The following is a 23,849-nucleotide window of genomic DNA, read 5'->3' as shown; positions in this document are numbered from 1 at the left end:
AGGAGCCGCCCCCCGATCCGTCGGAGGGCGGCTCCTGTCGTTGCAGGGCTCCGGTCCGCCCCGGGCGAACACGGGGGACTCCCGCTCCGCCCCGGGCGAACACGGCCGGATCGGCCCGGCGGCGTCCGATAGATTCGCCTCCGAAGCGACAACTGAAACGGAGCAATACATGGCCGACATGGTTATGCCCAACAGTGTTTTCGACCGCCTGCTCAAGGACCGGATCATCTGGCTCGGTTCCGAGGTGCGCGACGAGAACGCGAACGAGATCGCCGCGAAGCTCCTGCTCCTGGCAGCCGAGGACTCCGAGCGGGACATCTACCTCTACATCAACTCGCCCGGCGGCTCCATCACCGCGGGCATGGCGATCTACGACACGATGCAGTTCGTCCCGAACGACATCGTGACCGTGGGCATCGGGATGGCGGCCTCCATGGGCCAGCTGCTCCTCACCGCCGGAACCCAGGGCAAGCGCTACATCACCCCGAACGCGCGGGTGCTCCTCCACCAGCCGCACGGCGGCTTCGGCGGCACGGCCTCCGACATCCAGACCCAGGCGCAGCTCATCCTCGACATGAAGAAGCGCCTCGCCGAGATCACCGCCAAGGCGACCGGCAAGACCGTCGAGCAGGTCAACGAGGACGGCGACCGCGACCGCTGGTTCAGCGCCGAGGAGGCCCTGGCCTACGGCTTCGTCGACCACATCCGCTCGTCGGCGACCGACGTGGCCGGCGGTGGCGGAACCGCCATCGACGAGTAGTCCAGCGAACGCGCCGAGAGATCAGGAACAGACAATGACCACACCCACCTTCGGCGGAACGGCGTTCGGCTCCGGAGCCGCACCGTCCTCGCGCTACATCCTCCCCACCTTCGAGGAGCGCACGGCCTACGGCTACAAGCGCCAGGACCCGTACGCCAAGCTCTTCGAGGACCGCATCATCTTCCTCGGAGTCCAGGTCGACGACGCCTCCGCGGACGACATCATGGCCCAGCTCCTCGTGCTCGAGAGCCAGGACCCGGACCGCGACATCGTCATGTACATCAACTCGCCCGGTGGATCCTTCACCGCGATGACGGCGATCTACGACACGATGCAGTACATCCGCCCGCACATCCAGACGGTCGTGCTCGGCCAGGCCGCCTCGGCCGCCGCCGTGCTCACCGCCGCGGGAACGCCCGGCAAGCGCCTCGCGCTGCCGAACGCGCGCATCCTCATCCACCAGCCCGCCGTGCAGCAGGGCGGAGGCCAGGCCTCGGACATCGAGATCCAGGCCGCCGAGATCATGCGCATGCGCGAGTGGCTCGAGGAGACGCTGTCGCACCACTCGAACCGCTCGATCGAGCAGGTCAAGAAGGACATCGACCGCGACAAGATCCTCGGCGCGAGCGACGCGCTCGAGTACGGGCTGATCGACCAGGTGCTCACCAGCCGCAAGAGCCTCCCGGCTCTCACGGCGTAGGGCGCCCAGGAGGGGCCGGGCGGCGGAGCGATCCGCCGCCCGGCCCCTTTCCGCGTCCTCCGTCGCCGTAGCAAAGCGCCACACGAGGCGCAAGGCACGGCGAATCCGGCCCGCCTGCCGAGCCCCCGCGGCTCAGCGGCTAGGCTCGGAGCAGTGCCAGGGGGCTCGTCCCGCTCGCACTCGCCGGACCCCCGGGCTCCGGAGCACGACCCGACCGACGCACGACAGACGCACGACAAGGAAGTGGGGCATCCCCGTGGCACGTATTGGCGAAAGCGCCGACCTGCTGAAGTGCTCCTTCTGCGGCAAGAGCCAGAAGCAGGTCCAGCAGCTCATCGCGGGACCGGGCGTCTACATCTGCGACGAGTGCGTCGAGCTCTGCAACGAGATCATCGAGGAGCGCCTCTCCGAGTCGAGCGAGGAGACGAGCCACGAGTTCGACCTCCCGAAGCCGAAGGAGATCTTCGGCTTCCTCGAGGAGTACGTGATCGGGCAGGAGCAGGCCAAGAAGGCCCTCGCCGTCGCCGTGTACAACCACTACAAGCGCGTGCGCGCCCGCAACACCATCACCGCCGCCGACGCGATCCACGACGAGGTCGAGATCGCCAAGAGCAACATCCTGCTCATCGGCCCCACCGGCTGCGGGAAGACCTACCTCGCCCAGACCCTCGCGAAGCGCCTCAACGTGCCCTTCGCGGTCGCGGACGCCACCGCCCTCACCGAGGCGGGCTACGTCGGCGAGGACGTGGAGAACATCCTGCTCAAGCTGATCCAGGCCGCCGACTACGACGTCAAGCGGGCCGAGACCGGCATCATCTACATCGACGAGGTCGACAAGATCGCGCGGAAGGCCGAGAACCCCTCGATCACGCGCGACGTCTCGGGCGAGGGAGTGCAGCAGGCGCTGCTCAAGATCCTCGAGGGCACCGTCGCCTCCGTGCCGCCGCAGGGCGGGCGGAAGCACCCGCACCAGGAGTTCATCCAGATCGACACGACGAACGTCCTCTTCATCGTCGCCGGCGCCTTCGCCGGACTCGAGGACATCATCTCGTCGCGAGCGGGCAAGCGCGGCATCGGCTTCGGCGCCCCGCTGCACAACAAGGAAGACGAGATCAACATCTTCAGCGAGGTCCTCCCCGAGGACCTGCACAAGTTCGGGCTGATCCCCGAGTTCATCGGGCGCCTCCCCGTCGTCACGACGGTCACGCAGCTCGACCAGCACGCGCTCATGCAGATCCTCACCGAGCCGCGCAACGCTCTCGTGAAGCAGTACCAGCGGATGTTCGAGATCGACGGCGTCGAGCTCGAGTTCGACCGGGGCGCTCTCGAGGCCATCGCGGACCTGGCGGTCCTGCGTCAGACCGGTGCCCGCGGACTGCGCGCGATCCTCGAGGAGGTGCTCGGCCCGATCATGTTCGAGGTGCCCTCCTCGGACGAGGTGGCGCGCGTCGTCGTCACCCGGGCGGCGGTGCTCGACAACGCGGCCCCGACGATCGTGCCCCACGCCCCCCGTCGCCAGGAGAAGAGCGCTTAGGCGCTCCCCGTCCGCCGCGCCAGTTCACCGGGATTGGCCCGTTGGTTCGTCGGGTGAGCCGCTCCGGCTTCCCTAACCTGGCCGAGCGCGCCGACGGTGCGTCCGGCCGCCTCGGGCGCCGGTCGATCCTCCGGGAGGCTCCGCCATCGTCCAGCCGCTGCTCGCCGGGATCGTCGCCGCCCTCACCGGCTTCTCGAGCTCGTTCGCGATCGTGCTCGCCGGAGTGGTCGCGGTGGGCGCCACGGACGCGCAGGCCGCCTCGGGCCTCCTCGCGGTCTGCGTGTTGCAGGGCGTCCTCTGCATCGCGCTGAGCATCCGCTACCGCGTGCCGATGACCTTCGCCTGGAGCACGCCGGGCGCAGCCCTGCTGGCCGCGACCGCGACGCTCCCCGGCGGCTTCGACCGCGCGGTCGGGGCGTTCCTGGTCGCCTCCGCTCTGCTGGTGGTCACCGGGCTGTGGCCGGCGCTCGGGAGGCTCGTCGCGCGCATCCCGCGGCCGCTCGCGAACGCCATGCTCGCGGGCATCCTGTTCCCGCTCGTCCTGGCGCCGGTGCGCGCGGCCGTCGAGATCCCCGCGCTCGCGCTGCCGGTGATCCTGCTCTGGCTGCTGCTCCTGCGGCTCCTGCCCCGCTGGGCGGTGCCGGCCGCGATCGCCCTGGCGATCGTGCTGCTGGTCGTGACGGACGGCGCGGCACTCGCCGGTGCTCCGCTGCTCCCCGTGCCGCAGGTCGTCGCGCCCGTGTTCGAGATCGGAGCGATGGTCGGGATCGGCCTGCCGCTCTACGTCGTGACAATGGCGGGGCAGAACATCCCGGGCATCGCGGTGCTGTCGAGCTTCGGCTTCGCGGCGCACTCGCGTCCCGGGATCGTCTCGACGGGTGCTCTCTCCGGGATCTCCGCGGTCTTCGGCGGAGTGCCGATCAACTACGCCGCGCTCAGCGCCGCGCTGACCGCGGGTCCCGAGGCCTCGCCGCGGCCGGAGCAGCGCTGGATCGCCTCTGTCTCGGCGGGCGCCTCCTACCTCGTGCTGGGCGTGTTCGCCGGGGCGGCCGCCGCACTGGTGTCCTCCGCGAGCCCGCTGCTGATCGAGGCGGTCGCCGGGCTGGCGCTGCTGGGCGTGTTCGTCTCGGCTGTGCAGGCCGCCGTGGAGGACGCGCGGCTGCGACTGCCGGCGGCGGCGACGCTCCTGGTCACCGCCTCCGGCACGACCATCGCAGGGATCGGCTCGGCCTTCTGGGGCCTGGTCGTGGGGCTCGTCCTCCTCGCCTGGCTCGTCCCCCGGCGCCGCTAGAGGAGGCCGCGGCGCGCGAGCAGCGGCTCGGTCCGCGCATCCCGCCCGCGGAACGCGCGGTAGGCGTCGAGCGGATCGCGGGAGCCGCCGAGCTCGAGCACCCCGCGGCGGAAGCGCTCGCCCGCAGAGCGGTCGAGGCCGCCGTTCTCCTCGAACCACTCGACCGTGTCCGCGTCGAGGATCTCGCTCCAGATGTAGGAGTAGTAGCCGGCGGAGTAGCCGCCGGAGAAGACGTGCGCGAAGTACGTGCTGCGGTAGCGGGGCGGCACGGCGGGGAGGAGAAGACCTGCGGCGTCGAGAGCGTCGCGCTCGAAGGCGGCCGCGTCGCGCGGCTCGACCGGAGCCGGTAGGGAGTGCCAGGCGAGGTCGAGCAGGGCGGACGCCAGGTACTCGCTGGTCGCGAAGCCCTCGCCCCACAGCGCGGACGCCTCGAGGCGCTCGACGGTCCCCGCGGGCAGGGCCTCGCCGGTCTCGACGTGGCGGGCGTAGTCGGCGAGGAGCTCGGGGCGGCGGACCCATGTCTCGTTCACCTGGCTCGGGAACTCGACGAAGTCGCGGAACACCGCGGTTCCGGCGAAGCGCGGGTAGCGCGTGCTCGCGAACAGGCCGTGCAGGGCGTGCCCGAACTCGTGGAAGAGCGTCTCCACCTCGTCGAGGCTGAGAAGGGCGGGCTCACCCGGGCCCGGAACCGAGAGGTTCAAGTTGTTCACGACGACGGCGGAGTCGCCGAGCAGCGAGGTGCGGCTGGAGAGGGAGTTCATCCACGCCCCGCCGCGCTTCGAGTCGCGGGTGAAGGGGTCGAGCAGGAACAGGCCCAGCGGCGTCCCGTCCTCCTCCTGCACCTCGAACACGCGCACGTGCTCGCTGTAGCCGGCCAGGTCGCTCCGCTCCGAGAAGCGGACGCCGTAGAGACCGGTGGCGGCGGCGAAGACGCCGTACCGGAGCACCCGCTCCAGCTCGAAGTAGGGACGGAGAGCGCTGGAGTCGACGGAGTAGCTCTCCGACCGCACGCGCTCCTCGTAGTAGGCGCGGTCCCACGCCTCGATCGTGAAGCGCGGTGATCCGGCGGCGTCCTGCTCGGCGTCGGCGGAGGCCTGCATCCGCTCGACCTCGATCCTCGCGTTCCGGGCGGCCGGAGCGGCGAGCTCGTGCAGCAGCGACAGGACGCGCTCCGGCGAGCCCGCTGTCTGACCCGAGATCACGAACTCGGCGTGCGTGGCTGCACCCAGCAGGGCTGCGCGCTCGGCCCTCAGCGCGACGATCTCCTGCAGGGTCGCGGTGGTGTCGTGCGCTCCGCCCTCCGCACCGCGGCCGGTGGACGCGCGCAGCACGCGCTCGCGGACGCCGCGGTCGCGCAGACGCGCGAGCCAGGGGTGGCCGGAGTAGAGGGGCAGGGTGATCAGCCAGCCGTCGACGCCGCGGTCGGCGGCGGCGCGCGCGGCGGCCGAGACGTCGGACTCGTCGAGCCCGTCGAGGGCGGCGACGTCGTCGAGGAGGACGGCCCGGTCGTTCGACTCGGCGAGCAGGTCCTTCTCGAAGCGCGTGGTCAGCGTCGAGAGCTGCTCGTTCAGCTCGCCGAGCCGAGCCTTCCCCGCGTCGTCGAGGAGCGCACCGGAGCGCTCGAACCCGGTGATCCTCCGCTCGAGGAGGTAGGCCGTCTCGGCGTCGAGGTCGAGCTCCGTCGACTGCTCGGCGAGGGTGCGGAGCCGGGCGAACAGGCGCGGGTCGAGGCTGATCGCGTCGCTGTGGGCGGAGAGCAGCGGAGCGAGCTCGGCCTCGAGAGCGTCGGTGAGCGGAGTGCGGTCGGAGGCGGCGACGGTGAAGAAGACGGCGCTCACCCGGCGCAGCTCGCGGCCCGCCCGCTCGAGGGCGACGAGGGTGTTCTCGACGGTCGGCGGCTCGGAGGCGCCGGCGATCGCGTCGATCTCGGCGCGGTGCCGGCGGAGGGCCTCGAAGAAGGCCGGGCGGTAGGCCCGGGGATCGACGGCGGCGAAGTCGGGGAGCCCGTGGGGGAGTCCGCTCGGCTCGAGCAGGACGGCGACGGGATCGGGAGCGCTCATCCTGCGAGCCTAAAGCGCGGGCGGGGGAGAGGGTTACGGCTCAGGATCGCGGGACGCGCACCGCGCTCCTGGATCACCGGGCTCGGCGACTGCGCCGCGTGAGGGGCGTCAGCCCCAGTCGTCGTCGTCCTCGCCCTCCACCCGGCCCTGCGGCTGTGTGATGTAGGCGGCGTCCTCGTCGGGACGGTAGGTGATCGTGGTGCCGTCGTCGAGCTCGAGGACGGGCTTCCCCTCCAGCCAGGTGAGCGTCCAGCGCCAGTCCGCGGTCGCCGTGCCGGTCGCGGCGAGCTCGCCCTCGACGTCGCCGATCGCGGTCACGACGATCTCGGGGAGGGTCTGCGGCGGCACCTGGCCGACCGCCCAGCGGGTTCCGAGCTGCATGGGAGGGGTCCTCTCGACGGTGGGGAGGGAGGCGGGACGGTTCCCGCCTCCCGGGAGCGGCTCTACGCCTCGGTCTCGAGCTCGATGCTCACGGCGAGGGCGTCGCCCTCGGCGAAGTCGAGCGCCGCGATCCTGCCGACGGCCGCGAGGTCGCCCGCGGCGAGCCGGAGCGACGCGGCGAGCTCGGCGGGCGCCGTCACCACGGCGGAGCGGGCCGGCGTCTTCTGCGACGCCTTCGCGTCGGTCTTCGCGCGCCGGATCGCCGTGAGGACGGAGCTCGCCGCGGACAGGACCGCGGGGTCGCCGCCCAGGCCCTCGACGGCCGGCCAGGGGCGCAGGTGCACCGAGTCGTCGTGCGACCACGACCAGGTCTCCTCCGTCGCGAACGGCAGGAACGGCGCGAAGAGGCGCTGGAGGACGTCGAGCGCCCGGTGCAGCGCGGCCGCGGCGGATGCTCCGTCCTCGCTGTACACGCGCTCCTTCACCAGCTCCAGGTAGTCGTCGCAGAACGTCCAGAAGAACGCCTCCGTCGTCTCGAGGGCGCGGGCGTGGTCGTAGTTCTCGAGCGCCGTCGTCGCGTCGGCGACCACGGTGTCGAGGGTGGCCAGCATGCTGAGGTCGAGCGGGTCGGTGACCTCGGCGCCCTCGGCGAGCGGGAAGCCGTGGATGAACTTCGCCGCGTTGAGGATCTTGATCGCCAGTCGGCGGCCGATCTTGATCTGCGTCGGGTTCTGCGGGTCGAAGGCCGCGTCGGTGCCCAGGCGCGAGGAGGCGGCCCAGTAGCGGACCGCGTCCGAGCCGTGCTGCTCGAGCATCGCGGCCGGAGTGACCACGTTGCCCTTCGACTTGGACATCTTCTTGCGGTCGGGGTCGACGATGAAGCCGGAGACGGTCGCCGTGCTCCACGGGGCGCGGCCGTCCTCGAGCTGGGAGCGCAGGAGGGTCGAGAAGAGCCAGGTGCGGATGATGTCCTGGCCCTGCGGGCGCAGGTCGTAGGGAGCGACCAGCTGCCAGAGCTCGTCGTCCCGCTCCCAGCCGCCCGCGAGCTGCGGGGTCAGCGAGGAGGTCGCCCAGGTGTCCATCACGTCGAGCTCGCCCTGGAAGCCGCCCGCCGCTCCGCGCTGGTCCTCCGAGTAGCCGGGGGCGGGGTCGCTGGAGGGGTCCACCGGCAGCGCCGCCTCGTCGGGCACGATCGGGGAGTCGAAGACGGGGTTGCCGTCGCCGTCGAGCGGGTACCAGACCGGGATCGGCACGCCGAAGAAGCGCTGACGCGAGATCAGCCAGTCGCCGGAGAGGCCGTTCACCCAGTTCTCGTAGCGGACGCGCATGAACTCCGGCACGAAGCGCACGTCGCGGCCGAGCTCCAGCAGGCGCTCCTTGAGCACCGCGTCGCGAGCGCCGTTGCCGATGTACCACTGGCGCGTCGACACGATCTCGAGCGGCTTGTCGCCCTTCTCGAAGAACTTGACCTGGTGCGTGATGGGGCGCGGGTCGCCGATCATCTCGCCGGACTCCTTCAGCAGCGCCACGACGGCCTGCTTCGCCGAGAAGACGGTCTTGCCGGCGAGCTGCTCGTACGCGGTGCGGCCCGCGTCGCTCGTGATCGCGGCGGGCGCGTCCGAGATCAGGCGGCCGTCGAAGCCGATGATCGCGCGGTTGGGCAGGTCGAGCTCGCGCCACCAGACCACGTCCGTGATGTCGCCGAAGGTGCAGATCATCGCGATGCCCGAGCCCTTGTCCTTCTGCGCCAGGTGGTGCGCGAGCACCGGGACCTCGACGTCGAAGAGCGGCGTGCGAACGGTGGAGCCGAACAGCGCCTGGTAGCGCTCGTCGTCGGGGTGCGCGACGAGGGCGACGCAGGCCGGCAGCAGCTCGGGACGGGTCGTCTCGATGAAGACGTCCTCGCCGCCGTCGCGGTGGAAGCCGAGGCGGTGGTAGGCGCCGGGCTGGTCCTTGTCCTCGAGCTCCGCCTGGGCGACGGCGGTCCGGAAGGTGATGTCCCAGAGGGTCGGGGCCTGCGCCTGGTACGCCTCGCCGCGGGCGAGGTTGCGGAGGAAGGCGCGCTGCGAGGCGGCCTGCGACTCGTCGCCGATGGTGCGGTAGCTCTGCGACCAGTCGACGGACAGGCCCAGCGCCCGCCACACGTCCTCGAACTGCTTCTCGTCCTCGACGGTGAGGCGCTCGCACAGCTCGACGAAGTTGCGGCGCGAGATCGGCTTCTGGTCGGCGGCCTTGCTGCTCTTGTTGTCGCCGCCCTCGAACGGAGGGGTGAAGCCGGGCTCGTAGGGGAGCGTCGGGTCGCAGCGAACCCCGTAGTAGTTCTGCACGCGGCGCTCGGTCGGCAGGCCGTTGTCGTCCCAGCCCATCGGGTAGAAGACGCTCTTGCCATGCATCCGCTGGAATCGCGCGACGACGTCGGTGTGCGTGTAGGAGAAGACGTGCCCGATGTGCAGCGACCCGGACGCGGTGGGCGGCGGGGTGTCGATCGAGTAGACGTCGGCGCGGGTCAGGCCGGTGCGGTCGAACCGATAGGTCCCGTCGGTCTGCCAGCGGAGGCCCCACGTGCCCTCCAGGCCCTCGAGGGCGGGCTTCGCGGGGAGGCGGTCGGCGAGGGTCATGATGCTCCGGTTCGCTATGGGCGGCACCGTGTCGGTGGTGATGGTGCCTGGATGGGGGCTCCGGGGCGAGTCGCCCGCCGGCCGCGTCGATTCTACGGGAGCCGCGGGAGCCGGGTCAGTCGACGACGGGGGCGAAGCCCGCCCGGACGGGCGCGAGCGCCTCGTCGAGGTAGGGCACGAGCTCGCCGCGGGTGGGACCCGCCGCGGCCCAGGCCTGCACGGCCGCCACCGCGGCTCCCACGCTCGCGTAGGCGATCGCGCGGGAGAGGTGCGAGGGCAGCGGGCGCGCGCTCCGCTCCTCCACGAAGCGGGCGATCACGGCCGCCTGCCGGGCGAGACGGCCGAGGGCCGACGCCTGCAGCTCGTGGACGCTGCCGATCATCTCGGACTGGGTGAGCACCCACGGCACCGTCGCGGGTCCGAAGCCGGAGCCGATCGCGAGCAGCGCGTCGCCGAGCGCGTCCATCACCGGCGCCCCGGCCGCCGTCTCGGCCAGCGCCTCCGGGAGCTCGGCCAGCCGGTCGTCGACCAGGACCCAGAAGACGTCGCTCTTGGACTCGAAGTAGTTGAAGAACGTGTTGCGCGAGACGCCCGCCCGCTGGGCGATCTGCTCGATCGTCGTGCCCGCGTAGCTCTGCTCGACGAAGAGGTCCAGTGCGGCGTCCTCGAGCATGGAGCGCGACGACGCGCGGGGCCGTCCGCGCTGCACTCCTCGCACCATGACCCGCTCCTGCTCCGCTTCCTCCGACGCGCTAGGATAGCGCCGGACGACTTCGACCCGGCCATCACCGGTGAGTCTCCGGAAGAACGGCGCCGGCTCCGGCCTGTGCCCAGTAGACCCGGACGGGTGCGGCCCGTGACAGCCGATCGAGTGGGAACGCGTCAGCGGGCACTCCTCCGGGAGCGTCCGGCCGACCGGTCCAAGCGAGGTGGTACCGCGACCCGGCCCGGGGTCTGAGATCCGGGCGGGCCGTCCTCGTGCAGACCAGCAGCACTGCCAGGAGACCGCACGTGACCTACCCCCTGACCCCGCCCACCCCGCACGGAGCCGAGCCCGCCGAGGGCTCCGCGTTCGGCCGGGGCGTGACCCCGTCGCCGCGCTTCCCCGAGATCGAGGAGCGCGTGCTCGCGTACTGGAAGGCGGACGACACCTTCCAGGAGTCGATCCGTCAGCGCGAGGGCGCGCCGGAGTGGGTCTTCTACGACGGCCCGCCGTTCGCCAACGGCCTGCCGCACTACGGGCACCTCCTCACCGGCTACGCCAAGGACGTCTTCCCCCGCTTCGAGACGATGCGCGGACGGCAGGTGCACCGCCGCTTCGGCTGGGACACCCACGGCCTGCCCGCCGAGCTCGAGGCGGAGCGGCAGCTCGGCATCACCGACAAGTCCCAGATCGAGGAGATGGGCGTCGCGGCCTTCAACGCCGCCGCGAAGGAGTCGGTGCTGCGCTACACCGGGGAGTGGCAGGACTACGTCACCCGCCAGGCGCGCTGGGTCGACTTCGACGACGACTACAAGACGCTCGACCCCACCTTCATGGAGTCCGTGATCTGGGCGTTCAAGCAGCTCTACGACAAAGGCCTCGCCTACGAGGGCCACCGGGTGCTGCCGTACTGCTGGCGCGACCAGACCCCGCTCTCGAACCACGAGCTGCGGATGGACGACGACGTCTACAAGATGCGCCAGGACCAGACGGTCACCGTCACCTTCCCGCTGGTCGGCGAGACGGCGGAGGCGCTCCAGCTGACGGCGGTCCGCGCTCTCGCGTGGACGACGACGCCCTGGACGCTGCCGACCAACCTCGCACTCGCGGTCGGGCCCGACATCGAGTACGCGGTCGTCCCCGCCGGCCCGAACGGCGCGGCCGACGGCAAGGGCGAGCCCGAGGAGCGCGAGCTCTCGGCGGAGTACCTGCTCGCCATCGACCAGGTCGGCGCCTACGCGAAGGACCTCGGCTACCCGGATGCGGAGTCGGCGCTGGCCGCCGTCTCGCGCACGCACCGCGGCTCCGAGCTCGAGGGGATCAGCTACGACCGCCTCTGGGACCACTACGCGGACACCGAGGCCTGGGGCACGCAGAACGCGTGGCGGATCCTCGTCGCCGACTACGTGACCACCAGCGAGGGCACCGGCATCGTGCACCAGGCGCCCGCCTACGGCGAGGACGACCAGAAGGTCTGCGAGGCGGCGGGCATCCCCGTCATCATCTCGGTCGACGACGGCGGCCGCTTCCTGCCGCAGATCAGCGAGGTCGCCGGCCTCCAGGTCTTCGATGCGAACAAGCCCCTCACGCAGCTCCTGCGCGCGAGCCACCGCCTGCTCCGCCAGGCGAGCTACGAGCACTCGTACCCGCACTGCTGGCGCTGCCGCAACCCGCTGATCTACAAGGCGGTCTCGAGCTGGTTCGTCCGCGTCACTGCGATCCGCGACCGCATGGAGGAGCTCAACCAGGAGATCACCTGGGTCCCCGAGAACGTCAAGGACGGCCAGTTCGGCAAGTGGCTCTCGGGCGCGCGCGACTGGTCCATCAGCCGCAACCGCTACTTCGGCTCGCCGATCCCGGTGTGGAAGAGCGACGACCCGGAGTACCCGCGGATCGACGTCTACGGCTCGCTGGACGAGCTGGAGCGCGACTTCGGCGTGCGCCCGGACGACCTGCACCGGCCTTTCATCGACGAGCTGACCCGCCCGAACCCCGACGACCCGACCGGGCGCTCGACGATGCGCCGGATCAGCGACGTCCTCGACGTCTGGTTCGACTCCGGATCGATGCCCTTCGCCCAGGTGCACTACCCGTTCGAGAACGCGGACTGGTTCGACACCCACAACCCCGCTGACTTCATCGTCGAGTACATCGGGCAGACGCGCGGCTGGTTCTACACGCTGCACGTGCTCTCGACCGCGCTGTTCGACCGCCCGGCCTTCCGCAACGTGGTCAGCCACGGCATCGTTCTGGGCAACGACGGGCAGAAGATGTCCAAGTCGCTGCGCAACTACCCGGACGTGGCCGAGGTCTTCGACCGCGACGGCTCCGACGCCATGCGCTGGTTCCTGATGTCGAGCCCGGTCCTCCGGGGCGGCAACCTCGTCGTGACGGAGGAGGGCATCCGCGAGGGCGTCCGCCAGGTGCTGCTGCCGCTCTGGAGCACCTGGTACTTCTTCTCCCTCTACGCCAACGCCTCGGCGGGCGGCGGCTACGAGGCGACCAGGCGCACCGGCTCCGAGGACGTCCTCGACCGCTACCTGCTCGCCAAGACCCGCGATCTGGTCGAGACCGTGACCGGCCGCCTCGAGGCGCTGGACTCCACGCTCGCGGCCGCCGCGCTCCGCGACTTCTCCGACGTGCTCACCAACTGGTACGTGCGCCGCTCCCGCGACCGCTTCTGGCAGGGTGTCGGCGAGGACGGCCGCGGATCGGAGGCTTTCGACACGCTCTACACGGTCCTCGAGACCGTGTGCCGCGTCGCCGCCCCGCTCCTGCCGCTCGTCACGGAGCAGATCTGGCAGGGCCTGACCGGCGGCCGCAGCGTCCACCTCACCGACTGGCCGGAGGCGGACGAGTTCCCCGCCGACCCGGCGCTCGTGCACGCGATGGACGCGGTCCGCGGCATCTCGTCCACCGCGCTCTCCCTCCGCAAGCAGGCGGGGCTCCGCGTCCGCCTGCCGCTCGCGCGTCTGACCGTGGTGGTCGCGGACGCCGACGAGCTCGCGCCGTTCGAGGCGATCCTCCGCGACGAGCTGAACGTGAAGGAGGTGTCGCTGGTGCCGCTCGTCGACTCCAGCGCCGCCGACTACGGCGTCACTTCCCGTCTCGCGGTCAACGCGCGCGCGGCGGGCCCCCGCCTCGGCAAGGGCGTGCAGACCGTGATCAGGGCCGCCAAGGCCGGCGACTGGAGCGAGACCGACGGCGTCGTCACCGCAGGCGGAGTCGAGCTGGTCGAGGGCGAGTACGAGCTCACGCTCGAGGTCGGCGGCTCGGCCGGAGACGACCGCGCCATCGCCCTGCTCCCGCGCGGGGGCTTCGTGCTCCTCGACACGGCGACCACCCCCGAGCTCGAGGCGGAGGGGCTCGCCCGCGACCTCATCCGCGCGGTGCAGGACGCCCGGAAGGCCGCCGGCCTCGAGGTCAGCGACCGGATCGTCCTGGAGGTCGTGCTCGACGAGCCGAGCCTGCAGGCGCTCGAGCCGCACGCGGTCTGGATCGCGGAGGAGACCCTCGCGACCGGCTGCGCGTTCACTCCGCTCACCACGGCGCTCGAGGGCGGCGAGGGCGCGATCGCCGTCGGCCCCGCCGGCACCGCCATCATCCGCGTCGAGAAGGTCGAGGCCGCCGATGTCTGATCCGTTCGAGCCGGACGACGCCGACCGCGCGGCCGCCGACGCCGTCTACGCGGCGCTGCTGGAGCGCCTGGGCGAGGCGAGCATTCGCCCGCGCCTCGCTCCGACCCGGCGCGCCGTCGAGATCCTCGGCGACCCGCAGCGCGCCTATCCGGTGATCCAGATCGCCGGGACCAACGGCAAGACCTCGACCAGCCGCATGATCGAGAGCCTGCTGCGCGCCCACGGGCTGCGCGTGGGCCTGTTCACCAGTCCGCACCTCGAGCGCTTCAACGAGCGGATCGTCATCGACGGGGAGCCGATCTCGGACCGGAGCCTCGCCGACAACTGGCAGGACGTCGAGCCGTACCTGCGGATGACCGACGCCGAGCTGGCCGAGCAGGGCGAGGCGCCGCTGTCCTTCTTCGAGGCGATCACCGTCCTGGCCTACGCGGCCTTCGCCGACGCGCCGGTCGACGTGGCCGTCGTCGAGGTGGGGATGGGCGGCGAGTGGGACTCGACGAACGTCGCCGACGCGCAGGTCGCCGTCTTCACGCCGATCGCCCTCGACCACACCGACCGCCTCGGCTCGACGATCGAGGAGATCGCGCGCACCAAGTCGGGCATCGTCAAGCCGCTCGCCTCGGTGGTCTCCGCGAAGCAGGTCCCGGAGGCGGAGGCGGCGCTGCGGCACGCGGCCGAAGCCACGGAGTCGACGATCGTCGTCGAGGGGGCGGAGTTCGACGTCGAGTCGACGACCGTCGCCGTCGGCGGCCAGGTCGTCACCGTCCGGGGCCTCGTCACCACCTACGAGCAGCTGCTGCTGCCGTTCTTCGGCGATCACCAGGCCGAGAACGCCGCCGTGGCCGTCGCCGCGGTTGAGACCTTCCTCGGCGGCGGGACGCAGGAGCTCACCGGCGACGTCCTCGACGAGGGCTTCGCCGCTGCGACCTCCCCGGGCCGCCTGCAGCTCGTCGGACTGGCTCCGCGCACGATCGTCGACGCGGCGCACAACCCGCACGGCGCCGCGTCCCTCGCCGCCGCGCTCGGCCGCTACTTCGACTTCGACCGCGTGACGGCCGTCCTCGGCGTGCTGGCCGAGAAGGACGCCGAGGGGATCCTCCGGGAGCTCCGTCCCGTGGTGGACGAGCTGATCGTGACCACGGCGCCGAGCGATCGGGCGATGCCCGCCGAGGAGCTCGCCGCGCTCGCCCGCACCGTGTTCCCGGAGGAGGCGGTCCGCGTCGCCGAGGATCCGCTGGGTGCTCTCACGGCCGGTCGCGTCCTCGCCGCGCGCACCGACAAGGGCGCTCTGCTGGTCACGGGCTCGATCACCCTCGTCGGCCGCACGATCACCGCGGCCCGCGACGAGAACTGGCTGGGCGCGTGAGGGCCGGACGCCCCCGCCGCTCGCGGACCGTCCGGGAGAGCCTCGGCTCGATCGTGCTCGGCTTCGAGGCGGTCATCGTCTTCCTCGCCACGCTGGTCGCCTTCGGGCTGAAGGCGGCCGACCCCGTGGTCGTGCTGGTCGGGGGAGCGGTGGTCTGCCTCGCACTCGTCGCCACTCTCGGCCTGCTGAACCGGTCGGTCGGCTTCCGCATCGGCTGGGTGCTCCAGTTCGTTATCGTGGCCTCGGGCCTGCTGGTCCCGATCATGTACGTCATCGGCGCCGCGTTCGTGGCGCTGTGGACGTACTGCATGGTGACCGGCACCCGCCTCGACGCTCAGACGCGCCGGGCGGCGGGGCCCACCGACCCCACCGAAGGAGACCGCTGAACCATGGCCACTCAGGAGACCCTCGTCCTCGTCAAGCCCGACGGCGTCGCCCGCAACCTCACCGGCGAGATCCTCCGCCGCATCGAGGCGAAGGGCTACTCCCTCGTCGACGTGAAGCTCGTCGAGGCCGACCGCGAGCTGCTCGCCGCCCACTACGCCGAGCACGAGGGCAAGCCCTTCTACGAGCCGCTCGTCGAATTCATGGAGAGCGGCCCGATCGTCGCCCTGCGCATCGCGGGCGACCGCGTGATCGAGGGCTTCCGCGCCCTCGCCGGCACCACCGACCCGACCACGGCCGCTCCTGGCACCATCCGCGGCGACCTCGGCCGCGACTGGGGCCTCAAGGTCCAGCAGAACCTCGTGCACGGCTCCGACTCCGAGGAGTCGGCCGCGCGCGAGCTCAGCCTCTGGTTCGCCTGAGCCGCACGGCCGCCTGCCTCTGACGCCGTCCGTCAGAGGTAGGCGAGCACGTTCAGCCTCACCTGCGCGATCACCGCGATCAGCAGGTAGCAGAGCAGCGTGATGAACGGGACCCAGCCGTAGGCGGCGCCGGCGAAGCGGCGCACCCCGGCGGGCACGGGGAGGACGCCCTCGCGGAGGTTGCGGAGCGTCACCAGCCAGAATCCTGGGATGACAACGGCCCAGGTGAGCATGCACCACGGGCAGAGCGTCCCGAGCGCGAAGACGCTCGTCGCGATGAGCCAGCCCACGAACACGAGGGCGAGCAGGAATCCGATGTTGAAGGCCGCCCAGAACCAGCGGTCGAAGCGGGCGCCCGCGAGCAGGCCCAGCCCCACCACGATCGGCGCGATCCACGCCGCGAGGCCGATGAGCGGGTTCGGGAAGCCGAAGACGGCCCCCTGCGCCGAGTTCAGGTTCGCACTGCACTGCACCAGCAGGCTGAAGTCGCAGCCGAGACCCGCATCGGGGTTCTCGAGAGCGGCGAACTTGTCGTTCGTGAGAGCGAAGGCGGCGGTCCAGCCGATCACGCCGAGGACGATCAGCAGGACGGCGAAGAGGACGGGGCGCTGCTGAGTGGGGGCGTCGCGCACCCCGGGATCGCTGGACACCGGGGGATTATGGCACGCGCCGGATCGGCGCCTCTGGGAATGCGTGCGATAATCAGAGCCGTCGGTCCGGGGGATCCCGCATCGACGCGAAGAAGGTTTACCGGGCGAGTACCGGGCCACAGGAGATCGACAGCGTTCCGCGAATGGACGCGCCGGATCTCCGCTCCGCCGGGAGTCGACCGCAGGTCGCACCGCGGGGGAGCGCGTGTCGGATAGTCAGTTCCGAGAGTGCAGCTGCAACCGGAGTCCCGCGCCACGAGCGCGACGGGACCGGGGGAGCGGAAGGATTCGCGTCGGGCCGAGGCCCCTCGCACGAGAGAAGCATCCGGGAAGACGACGCGGCGGACGACCCGGCCGAGGAGTGCACCAGGAATGGTGGAAGACAACAGTACGAGCGGATCCGATCCGGACCGCGACGAGCCCCGCAGCGGGGCCAGGAAGATCAGCCGCCTCTTCGGTGGCCGCCGGGCGACCCGGCGGACCGAGTCGAGCGCGCCAGCGACAGGGGAGACCATCATCGACAGCAACGAGACCGACCAGACAGGCGCCGAGGGCGCGGAGCTGCCTGAGAACGGGAGTGCCGCGGAGGCGGCCGAGCCGTCGACGTCGACGGGCGCGGTGTTCTTCAACGCCCTCCCGCAGACCCCGGGCGCCGAGCAGGAGGAGCCGCGACGGCCCGCGCTGCCGAGCCCGTCGCTGCTGTTCCAGGCGCCGATCCTGCCCGACTACGTCGAGCTGGCTCCGCTGCCTCCCCGCGGTGCGCCGCTGGGCGTCCAGGAGGAGCGCGAGAGCCCGGCCGAGGAGCAGGGCTCCGTCCGCCGCCGCTCGCGCCGCCGCAGCGGCGAGAGCGAGAGGTCCGGCTCCGACGACCCCGAGAACACCGTCGTCCGGGTCCGCCAGCCGCGCGAGCAGCGCGAGCCCCGCGAGCCCGAGCTCATCACCGAGCCGCAGCGCATCAAGGGCTCCACCCGCCTCGAGGCCAAGAAGCAGCGCCGCCGCGACGGCCGCGACGCCGGCCGGCGCCGCACCGTCGTCACCGAGTCCGAGTTCCTCGCCCGCCGGGAGGCCGTCGACCGCGTCATGGTCGTCCGCTCGAAGGAGGACAGCATCCGCATCGGCGTGCTGGAGGACGGCGTGCTCGCCGAGCACTACGTCGCCCGCTCGCAGGAGGCGTCGCTCATCGGCAACGTCTACCTCGGCCGCGTGCAGAACGTCCTCCCGAGCATGGAGGCCGCCTTCGTCGACATCGGACGCGGTCGCAACGCCGTGCTCTACTCCGGCGAGGTGGACTGGGACGCCGCGAACAACGCCGGCGGCCCCCGCCGGATCGAGCTCGCGCTCAAGCCCGGCGACCGGGTCCTCGTCCAGGTCACGAAGGACCCCGTCGGCCACAAGGGCGCCCGGCTCACGAGCCAGATCTCGCTCCCCGGCCGCTACCTCGTCTACGTGCCCAACGGCTCGATGAACGGGATCTCGCGCAAGCTCCCGGACACCGAGCGCGCGCGCCTGAAGAAGATCCTCAAGGAGGTGCTGCCCGAGAACGTGGGCGTCATCGTCCGCACCGCGGCCGAGGGCGCCACGGAGGAGCAGCTGACCGTCGACGTGGAGCGGCTCACCGCGCAGTGGACGGCTCTCAGCGCGAAGGCCGCGACCGGACAGGCTCCCGCTCTCCTGCACAGCGAGCCGGACCTGCTGATCAAGATCGTCCGCGACGTCTTCAACGAGGACTTCGAGAAGATGGTCATCGCCGGCGACGACGCCCGCGAGACGATCGAGCTCTACCTCAGCCAGGTCGCCCCCGATCTGCTCGAGCGCGTCGAGGTCTACACCGGAGAGAAGGACGCGTTCGACGAGTTCCGCATCACGGAGCAGATCGAGAAGGCGCTGGAGCGCAAGGTCTGGCTGCCCAGCGGCGGCTCGCTCGTGATCGACCGCACCGAGGCGATGACCGTGGTCGACGTCAACACCGGCAAGTTCGTCGGCTCGGGGGGCAACCTCGAGGAGACGGTCACGAAGAACAACCTGGAGGCGGCCGAGGAGATCGTCCGCCAGCTGCGCCTGCGCGACATCGGCGGCATCATCGTCGTCGACTTCATCGACATGGTGCTCGAGTCCAACCGCGACCTCGTGCTCCGCCGCCTGGTGGAGTGCCTCAGCCGCGACCGGACGAAGCACCAGGTCGCCGAGGTCACCTCGCTCGGCCTCGTGCAGATGACCCGCAAGAAGCTGGGCCTGGGCCTGCTCGAGACCTTCAGCGAGAACTGCGAGGTCTGCGCCGGTCGCGGCGTCATCGTCCACCACGACCCCGTGCTCAAGCACCGCTCCACCGCGGCCCCGCAGCAGGAGCAGCGCCGCCGGGGCAAGGGCGGCGAGCAGCAGCCCGCCGCCTCCGGCCGATCAAACGGAGGCCAGAACGGCCAGGGTGCGCAGGCGGCCAAGCCGATCAGCACCCACGCCATCACCGACGACGCGAAGAACGCGCTCGCGCAGATCGCGGCCAGCACCATCCACCCCCAGGCCGTGCGCCAGGCGGCGGAGGAGGCGGCCGCGCTCGTCGAGGACGCCGCCGAGGCCGTCGAGGCCCAGGCGCCGGAGGAGGCCGCCGCGGCATCCGAGGAGCAGCCGTCCGAGCCGAGCCGTCGCGGCGAGCGTCCCGCACGGGGCGAGCGCCGCCGTCGCAGCCGCGACCGCGAGCCGCGTCAGGAGGCCGCCGAGACGGCGCCGGTCGAGTCGGCACCCGTCGAGAGCCCGGCCGAGAAGGAGGCCGAGCCGGCCGCTGCCGCCGCGCCGATCCTCGACATCCCGATCGCGCCGGTCACGCCTCCGCGCCGCGTCCGCAGCGAGGTCGCCGAGCACCTGCTCGACTCCGTGCTCGACGCCCTGCCGGCCCCGAAGCAGCCCGGTCAGGGCCGCGCGAAGAGCCGCCGCGTCACGACGGCCGCGCTCACCGGAGTCGCGGTCATCCCCGAGCAGACGCCGCGCCGCGCCGACCAGTAGCGCGACCCGGTGTCAGGAGGGCCCGGTGCCCGGCGAGAGCCGGCGCCGGGCCCTCTCGGCGTCCCGGTCGCGACCGCGGACGCGCAGCCCGCTCCGCCTCAGCCGCTCGACCAGCTCCCGCGCGCCGACGGGGACCGCGCCCGCGGCGACGAGCTCGTCGATCCGCTCCTCGGGCACGTCGTAGTGGTCCAGGTCGAAGCCGCGCTCGGGCACGCCGAGGCGGCGCGCGAAGTCGTGGAGCTCCTCGAGCGAGACGTCGCTCACGAGGTGCGCCCACAGCCGGCCGTGCGCCGGCCAGCGCGCGGCGTCGACGAGGATGGCCATTCCCCGATCGTAGGCGGCGCGCCGTCCGTCCACGCGCCCCCTGCTCGACTATCGTGACGGGGTCGCCGGTCGGGCGGACACGGCTTCGCAGCCGTGTCCGTTTGACCGTGGAGCACGGATCCCGTACTCTTGACCGTTGGTGTGGCGCGATCCATGTGCTCACGCAGATTTCCGTTGTCGCTCCGCCCCTCACGGGGCGCGGGCCGCGGTGCCGGTTCCCTCGTGTCGTGAGGAGACGGGTACGAACCGGAAGACCGGGGCTCAGCCCCGTCCCTACAAGCCCCGGACGAGGCCTCCGCTCCGTCCAGACGAGAAACAGGTACGAGAAGTGGTTTACGCAGTTGTGCGCGCCGGCGGTCGGCAGGAGAAGGTCGAGGTCGGCACCATCGTGACGATGGACCGCGTCAAGGCCGACGAGAACGGCACCGTGCAGCTTCCTGCCGTGCTGCTCGTCGACGGTGAGTCGATCACCTCGGACGCGGCGACCCTCGCGGGCGTCACCGTCACCGCCGAGGTGCTCGAGGACCTCCGCGGTCCGAAGATCATCATCCAGAAGTTCAAGAACAAGACCGGTTACAAGAAGCGCCAGGGGCACCGTCAGGACCTCACGCGCGTCAAGGTCACTGGCATCAAGTAGTCCTGCAAAGGAATTGAGCTGACCTGCGGAGCGAGCCATCGCCCTGCAGGGCAACAGCACGGGGCTGCGGCCCCCCGGTCTCGAGGAGATGAGAAATGGCACACAAGAAGGGCGCGAGCTCCACTCGCAACGGTCGCGACTCGAACGCGCAGCGTCTCGGCGTCAAGCGCTTCGGCGGCCAGGTCGTGAACGCGGGCGAGATCATCGTCCGCCAGCGCGGCACGCACTTCCACCCCGGCGCGAACGTCGGTCGCGGTGGCGACGACACCCTGTTCGCCCTCTCGGCGGGCGCTGTCGAGTTCGGCAGCAAGGGCGGCCGCAAGGTCGTCAACATCGTGGCGGCCGCCCAGTAGGGTCGACCTCCTCGGCCGCACAGGCACAGGACGCAAGGGGCGGGCTTCGGCTCGCCCCTTGCGCGTTTACCGGGGCACAGCCCCCCGGCGCCGGCATCCCGGCGCCGCACGCACTCACGGACGGATTCACACCATGGTCACCTTCGTCGACAACGTCACGCTGCATCTGCGTGCCGGCCACGGCGGCAACGGCTGCGTCTCCGTCCGTCGCGAGAAGTTCAAGCCGCTCGCCGGCCCCGACGGGGGCAACGGAGGGCACGGAGGCGACATCGTCCTCGTCGCCGACCCGCAGACGACGACCCTGCTCGCCTACCACCGCCACCCGCACCGGAGCTCCGACAACGGCGGCCCCGGCATGGGCGACCACCGTGCGGGCGGCAACGGCGAGCTGATGGAGCTGCCCGTTCCGGTCGGCACGGTCGTCAAGTCGCCCGACGGCGACCAGCTGATCGACATGGACGAGCCGGGCCTGCGGTTCGTCATCGCTCCGGGCGGACAGGGCGGGCTCGGCAACGCGTCGCTGGCCACCACGAAGCGCAAGGCGCCCGGCTTCGCGCTGCTCGGCACGCCGGGCTGGGAGGGCGACGTCGTCCTCGAGCTGAAGACCGTCGCCGACGTCGCGCTCGTCGGGTTCCCCTCGGCGGGCAAGTCGAGCCTCGTCGCCGCGATCTCGGCGGCCAAGCCGAAGATCGCGGACTACCCGTTCACGACCCTCGCGCCCAACCTCGGCGTCGTGCAGGCGGGGGAGTCGCGGTTCACCGTCGCCGACGTCCCCGGTCTCATCGAGGGTGCGAGCGAGGGCAAGGGGCTGGGCCTGGAGTTCCTCCGCCACGTCGAGCGCTGCACCGCGCTCGTCCACGTGCTCGACTGCGCCACGCTCGAGCCCGGCCGCGACCCGCTGACCGACCTCGACATCATCCTCGGGGAGCTGGCGGCGTACCCCGTCGGCGACGGGCAGGTGCCGCTGATCGAGCGGCCGCAGCTGATCGCCCTCAACAAGGTCGACGTGCCCGAGGCCCAGGAGCTGGCCGACTTCGTCCGGGCCGACCTCGAGGGCCGCGGCTACCGCGTCTTCGAGATCTCGACGGTCAGCCACTCCGGACTCCGCCAGCTGACCTTCGCCCTCGCCGAGATCGTCGAGAAGCACCGCCTCGAGCTCGCCGCCGTGCCGCGGGTGGAGCGCATCACCATCCGCCCGCGCGCCGTGGACGAGAAGGACTTCGAGATCCGGGTCGAGGGCGGCTCGTACGGCAACGTCTACCGGGTCCTGGGCACCAAGCCCGTGCGCTGGGTCGCGCAGACCGACTTCACGAACGACGAGGCCGTCGGCTTCCTCGCCGACCGCCTGGCGAAGCTCGGCGTCGAGAACGGCCTGTTCTCGGCCGGAGCGGTCGCCGGCTCCACCGTGGTCATCGGCCCCGGCGACGGCGTCGTCTTCGACTGGGAGCCGACCCTCACCTCGACGGCCGAGCTCATCACCGCGCCCCGCGGAACGGACCTCCGCCTCGAGGACAACCGGCGCAAGACCCGCAACGAGCGTCGCGAGGACTACTTCGAGCGGATGGACGCCAAGGCCGAGGCCCGCGCAGAGCTCGAGCGCGAGCGCCAGGGCGGCGTCTGGCGCGTCGCCGACGAGGGCGACGGCACGGAGGCCGGCGGGGAGAGCTGACTCCCGCCGCCGGGGTCGTCTGCCTCTACACTGGCCGGATGCCGCAGACGACCCCCGACAGCAGTGCGCTGACCGAGCGGTTCGCCGCCTCCCGCACCGCGTCGCGCTCCCTCCGCAGTGCGACGACCGACCTCAAGAACCGGGCTCTGCTCGCCATCGCCGACGCGGTGCGCTCGAGCGCCGAGCGCGTCGTCCCGGCGAACGAGCTCGACCTCCAGCGGGGTCGCGGGAGCGGGATGAGCGCGGGCCTGCAGGACCGCCTCCGCCTCGACGCGGCGCGCCTGGGCTCCCTCGCCGACGCCGTCGTCGCGGTCGTCGGGCTCACCGATCCGGTCGGGCAGACGGTGCGGGGCTCGAACCTGCCCAACGGCGCCTCGCTCACCCAGGTGCGGGTCCCGTTCGGCGTGGTCGGAGCGATCTACGAGGCGCGCCCGAACGTGACCATCGACATCGCCGCGCTCGCCCTCAAGAGCGGGAACGCCGTGATCCTGCGCGGAGGCACGGCCGCGGAGAACACGAACCGGGTCCTGGTGGAGCTGCTGCAGGAGGCCGTAGCGTCCGTCGGCCTGCCCGCCGAGCTGGTGCAGACGGTCGACGACCACGGCCGCGAGGGCGCGAAGGCCCTGATGCGCGCGCGCGGCTACGTCGACGTCCTGGTGCCGCGGGGGAGCGCGGGCCTCATCGAGTCGGTCGTGACGGAGTCGACGGTCCCCGTCATCGAGACGGGCGCCGGTGTCGTCCACGTCTTCCTCGACGCCAGTGCCGACGAGCAGTGGGCCGTGGACATCGTCCACAACGCCAAGGTGCAGCGCCCGAGCACCTGCAACGCCCTCGAGACCCTCTTGGTGCACCGCGACGCCGCCGAGCGCCTCCTCCCGCCCGTCCTCGGCCGGCTCGCGGAAGCGGGAGTGACCGTGCACGGCGACGAGCGCGTCGCGGCGCTCTGGCCCGACGCGGTGCCCGCCACCGACGAGGACTGGTCCGCCGAGTACTACTCGCTCGACGTCGCCGTCGCGATCGTCGACGACCTCGACGCCGCGATGGCCCACATCGACCGGTACTCCACCCACCACACCGAGTCGATCGTGACGAACGACCTCCGGAGCGCCGAGCGCTTCCTCGCCGAGGTCGACTCGGCGGTCGTGATGGTCAACGCCTCTACGCGCTTCACCGACGGCGGGGAGTTCGGGTTCGGCGCCGAGGTCGGCATCTCGACGCAGAAGCTGCACGCCCGGGGACCCATGGGCCTGCCCGAGCTGACCAGCACGAAGTGGCTGCTGCGCGGTGCGGGACAGGTCCGCGCCTAGCGCCCGGACCGGCGATCCGGCGTCGAGCGGCGTCCGGGTAGACTCGTCGGAGCCC

At 71.7% G+C, this 23,849-nt stretch carries 19 protein-coding genes; 13 read left to right on the top strand and 6 right to left on the bottom strand.

From position 1 onward, the window contains the following. Positions 1-169: 169 nt before the first annotated feature. The 4 genes from GSU45_RS08520 to GSU45_RS08505 all read left to right on the top strand — a co-directional run bounded on the left by GSU45_RS08520 (position 170) and on the right by GSU45_RS08505 (position 4,285). On the top strand, positions 170-760 hold the full coding sequence (locus GSU45_RS08520) for an ATP-dependent Clp protease proteolytic subunit (RefSeq protein ID WP_097165884.1): 591 nt from the start codon (positions 170-172) through the stop codon (positions 758-760). A gap of 34 nt (positions 761-794) precedes the next feature. Continuing rightward, a complete protein-coding gene (locus tag GSU45_RS08515) occupies positions 795-1,460 on the top strand; it encodes an ATP-dependent Clp protease proteolytic subunit (protein WP_068253282.1) in 666 nt (221 codons plus the stop codon). 256 nt (positions 1,461-1,716) lie between these two features. Then, positions 1,717-2,994 (top strand): ATP-dependent Clp protease ATP-binding subunit ClpX, encoded by a 1,278-nt coding sequence (gene clpX / locus GSU45_RS08510; protein ID WP_159914231.1) that lies wholly within the window; start codon positions 1,717-1,719, stop codon positions 2,992-2,994. A 145-nt stretch (positions 2,995-3,139) separates the two neighbouring features. Beyond that, entirely contained in the window at positions 3,140-4,285 is a 1,146-nt protein-coding gene (locus tag GSU45_RS08505) for a benzoate/H(+) symporter BenE family transporter (protein ID WP_159916983.1), read from the top strand. On the opposite strand, the gene GSU45_RS08500 is transcribed toward GSU45_RS08505, so the two are convergent. From GSU45_RS08500 to GSU45_RS08485, 4 genes are all read right to left on the bottom strand, one after another. Continuing rightward, complete coding sequence (locus GSU45_RS08500; RefSeq protein ID WP_159914229.1) at positions 4,282-6,345, bottom strand: M3 family metallopeptidase; 2,064 nt, start codon at positions 6,343-6,345, stop codon at positions 4,282-4,284. The two genes, GSU45_RS08505 and GSU45_RS08500, sit on opposite strands and share 4 nt — an antisense overlap. A 108-nt stretch (positions 6,346-6,453) precedes the next feature. Next, the gene (locus GSU45_RS08495; protein WP_159914227.1) at positions 6,454-6,726 is read right to left on the bottom strand and encodes a hypothetical protein; all 273 of its coding nucleotides are present in this window, start codon (positions 6,724-6,726) and stop codon (positions 6,454-6,456) included. 62 nt (positions 6,727-6,788) lie between these two features. Then, entirely contained in the window at positions 6,789-9,344 is a 2,556-nt protein-coding gene (valS, locus tag GSU45_RS08490; protein WP_159914225.1) for a valine--tRNA ligase, read from the bottom strand. A gap of 115 nt (positions 9,345-9,459) precedes the next feature. Beyond that, positions 9,460-10,065 (bottom strand): TetR/AcrR family transcriptional regulator, encoded by a 606-nt coding sequence (locus GSU45_RS08485; protein ID WP_104239720.1) that lies wholly within the window; start codon positions 10,063-10,065, stop codon positions 9,460-9,462. Between the two features lie 362 nt (positions 10,066-10,427). On the opposite strand from GSU45_RS08485, the gene ileS reads away from it, so the two are divergent. From ileS to ndk, 4 genes are read left to right on the top strand one after another with little or no spacing between them, the layout of a single operon-like run. Continuing rightward, positions 10,428-13,685, top strand: a complete 3,258-nt coding sequence (gene ileS / locus GSU45_RS08480; protein ID WP_279631116.1) for an isoleucine--tRNA ligase — start codon at positions 10,428-10,430, stop codon at positions 13,683-13,685. Further along, positions 13,678-15,051, top strand: a complete 1,374-nt coding sequence (locus GSU45_RS08475) for a folylpolyglutamate synthase/dihydrofolate synthase family protein (RefSeq protein ID WP_159914223.1) — start codon at positions 13,678-13,680, stop codon at positions 15,049-15,051. The genes ileS and GSU45_RS08475 overlap by 8 nt, the downstream gene beginning before the upstream one ends. Continuing rightward, positions 15,048-15,437 carry a DUF4233 domain-containing protein gene (locus GSU45_RS08470; protein WP_244248064.1) on the top strand — a complete coding sequence of 130 codons (390 nt, stop codon included), beginning with the start codon at positions 15,048-15,050 and terminating at the stop codon, positions 15,435-15,437. The genes GSU45_RS08475 and GSU45_RS08470 overlap by 4 nt, the downstream gene beginning before the upstream one ends. 3 nt (positions 15,438-15,440) lie before the next feature. Beyond that, positions 15,441-15,857 carry a nucleoside-diphosphate kinase gene (gene ndk, locus GSU45_RS08465; RefSeq protein WP_159914221.1) on the top strand — a complete coding sequence of 139 codons (417 nt, stop codon included), beginning with the start codon at positions 15,441-15,443 and terminating at the stop codon, positions 15,855-15,857. A gap of 32 nt (positions 15,858-15,889) precedes the next feature. Here ndk and GSU45_RS08460 read toward each other — a convergent pair whose 3' ends face one another. Further along, positions 15,890-16,507 (bottom strand): vitamin K epoxide reductase family protein, encoded by a 618-nt coding sequence (locus GSU45_RS08460; protein ID WP_244248063.1) that lies wholly within the window; start codon positions 16,505-16,507, stop codon positions 15,890-15,892. 372 nt (positions 16,508-16,879) lie between these two features. Here GSU45_RS08460 and GSU45_RS08455 point away from each other — a divergent pair, with 372 nt between their 5' ends. After that, positions 16,880-19,504, top strand: coding sequence for an Rne/Rng family ribonuclease (locus GSU45_RS08455; RefSeq protein ID WP_159914219.1), 2,625 nt, complete (start codon positions 16,880-16,882; stop codon positions 19,502-19,504). A 12-nt stretch (positions 19,505-19,516) separates the two neighbouring features. Here GSU45_RS08455 and GSU45_RS08450 read toward each other — a convergent pair whose 3' ends face one another. Next, the gene (locus GSU45_RS08450; RefSeq protein WP_104226718.1) at positions 19,517-19,828 is read right to left on the bottom strand and encodes a DUF4031 domain-containing protein; all 312 of its coding nucleotides are present in this window, start codon (positions 19,826-19,828) and stop codon (positions 19,517-19,519) included. 328 nt (positions 19,829-20,156) lie between these two features. Between GSU45_RS08450 and rplU the strand changes: the two genes are divergently transcribed. The 4 genes from rplU to GSU45_RS08430 all read left to right on the top strand — a co-directional run bounded on the left by rplU (position 20,157) and on the right by GSU45_RS08430 (position 23,794). After that, entirely contained in the window at positions 20,157-20,465 is a 309-nt protein-coding gene (rplU, locus tag GSU45_RS08445; RefSeq protein ID WP_104223682.1) for a 50S ribosomal protein L21, read from the top strand. A gap of 95 nt (positions 20,466-20,560) precedes the next feature. After that, positions 20,561-20,818, top strand: a complete 258-nt coding sequence (gene rpmA / locus GSU45_RS08440; RefSeq protein WP_068209107.1) for a 50S ribosomal protein L27 — start codon at positions 20,561-20,563, stop codon at positions 20,816-20,818. Positions 20,819-20,951: 133 nt separating this feature from the next. Then, positions 20,952-22,487 (top strand): GTPase ObgE, encoded by a 1,536-nt coding sequence (gene obgE, locus GSU45_RS08435; protein ID WP_159914217.1) that lies wholly within the window; start codon positions 20,952-20,954, stop codon positions 22,485-22,487. Positions 22,488-22,525: 38 nt separating this feature from the next. Continuing rightward, on the top strand, positions 22,526-23,794 hold the full coding sequence (locus tag GSU45_RS08430; RefSeq protein ID WP_159914215.1) for a glutamate-5-semialdehyde dehydrogenase: 1,269 nt from the start codon (positions 22,526-22,528) through the stop codon (positions 23,792-23,794). The last annotated feature ends 55 nt before the right edge of the window (positions 23,795-23,849 follow it).

The organism is Rathayibacter sp. VKM Ac-2801 (assembly GCF_009834245.1).
Lineage (GTDB): Bacteria > Actinomycetota > Actinomycetes > Actinomycetales > Microbacteriaceae > Rathayibacter.
Note: the sequence above shows the minus strand (reverse complement) of the source record. Positions and strands in the feature narration are given on the sequence as shown.

Coding starts and splice junctions, on each gene's coding strand:
- GSU45_RS08520 (WP_097165884.1), top strand. CDS start 170: ATGGCCGACATGGTTATGCCCAACAGTGTTTTCGACCGCCTGCTCAAG.
- GSU45_RS08515 (WP_068253282.1), top strand. CDS start 795: ATGACCACACCCACCTTCGGCGGAACGGCGTTCGGCTCCGGAGCCGCA.
- GSU45_RS08500 (WP_159914229.1), bottom strand. CDS start 6,345: ATGAGCGCTCCCGATCCCGTCGCCGTCCTGCTCGAGCCGAGCGGACTC.
- GSU45_RS08495 (WP_159914227.1), bottom strand. CDS start 6,726: ATGCAGCTCGGAACCCGCTGGGCGGTCGGCCAGGTGCCGCCGCAGACC.
- valS (WP_159914225.1), bottom strand. CDS start 9,344: ATGACCCTCGCCGACCGCCTCCCCGCGAAGCCCGCCCTCGAGGGCCTG.
- GSU45_RS08485 (WP_104239720.1), bottom strand. CDS start 10,065: ATGGTGCGAGGAGTGCAGCGCGGACGGCCCCGCGCGTCGTCGCGCTCC.
- GSU45_RS08475 (WP_159914223.1), top strand. CDS start 13,678: ATGTCTGATCCGTTCGAGCCGGACGACGCCGACCGCGCGGCCGCCGAC.
- ndk (WP_159914221.1), top strand. CDS start 15,441: ATGGCCACTCAGGAGACCCTCGTCCTCGTCAAGCCCGACGGCGTCGCC.
- GSU45_RS08455 (WP_159914219.1), top strand. CDS start 16,880: ATGGTGGAAGACAACAGTACGAGCGGATCCGATCCGGACCGCGACGAG.
- GSU45_RS08450 (WP_104226718.1), bottom strand. CDS start 19,828: ATGGCCATCCTCGTCGACGCCGCGCGCTGGCCGGCGCACGGCCGGCTG.
- rpmA (WP_068209107.1), top strand. CDS start 20,561: ATGGCACACAAGAAGGGCGCGAGCTCCACTCGCAACGGTCGCGACTCG.
- obgE (WP_159914217.1), top strand. CDS start 20,952: ATGGTCACCTTCGTCGACAACGTCACGCTGCATCTGCGTGCCGGCCAC.
- GSU45_RS08430 (WP_159914215.1), top strand. CDS start 22,526: ATGCCGCAGACGACCCCCGACAGCAGTGCGCTGACCGAGCGGTTCGCC.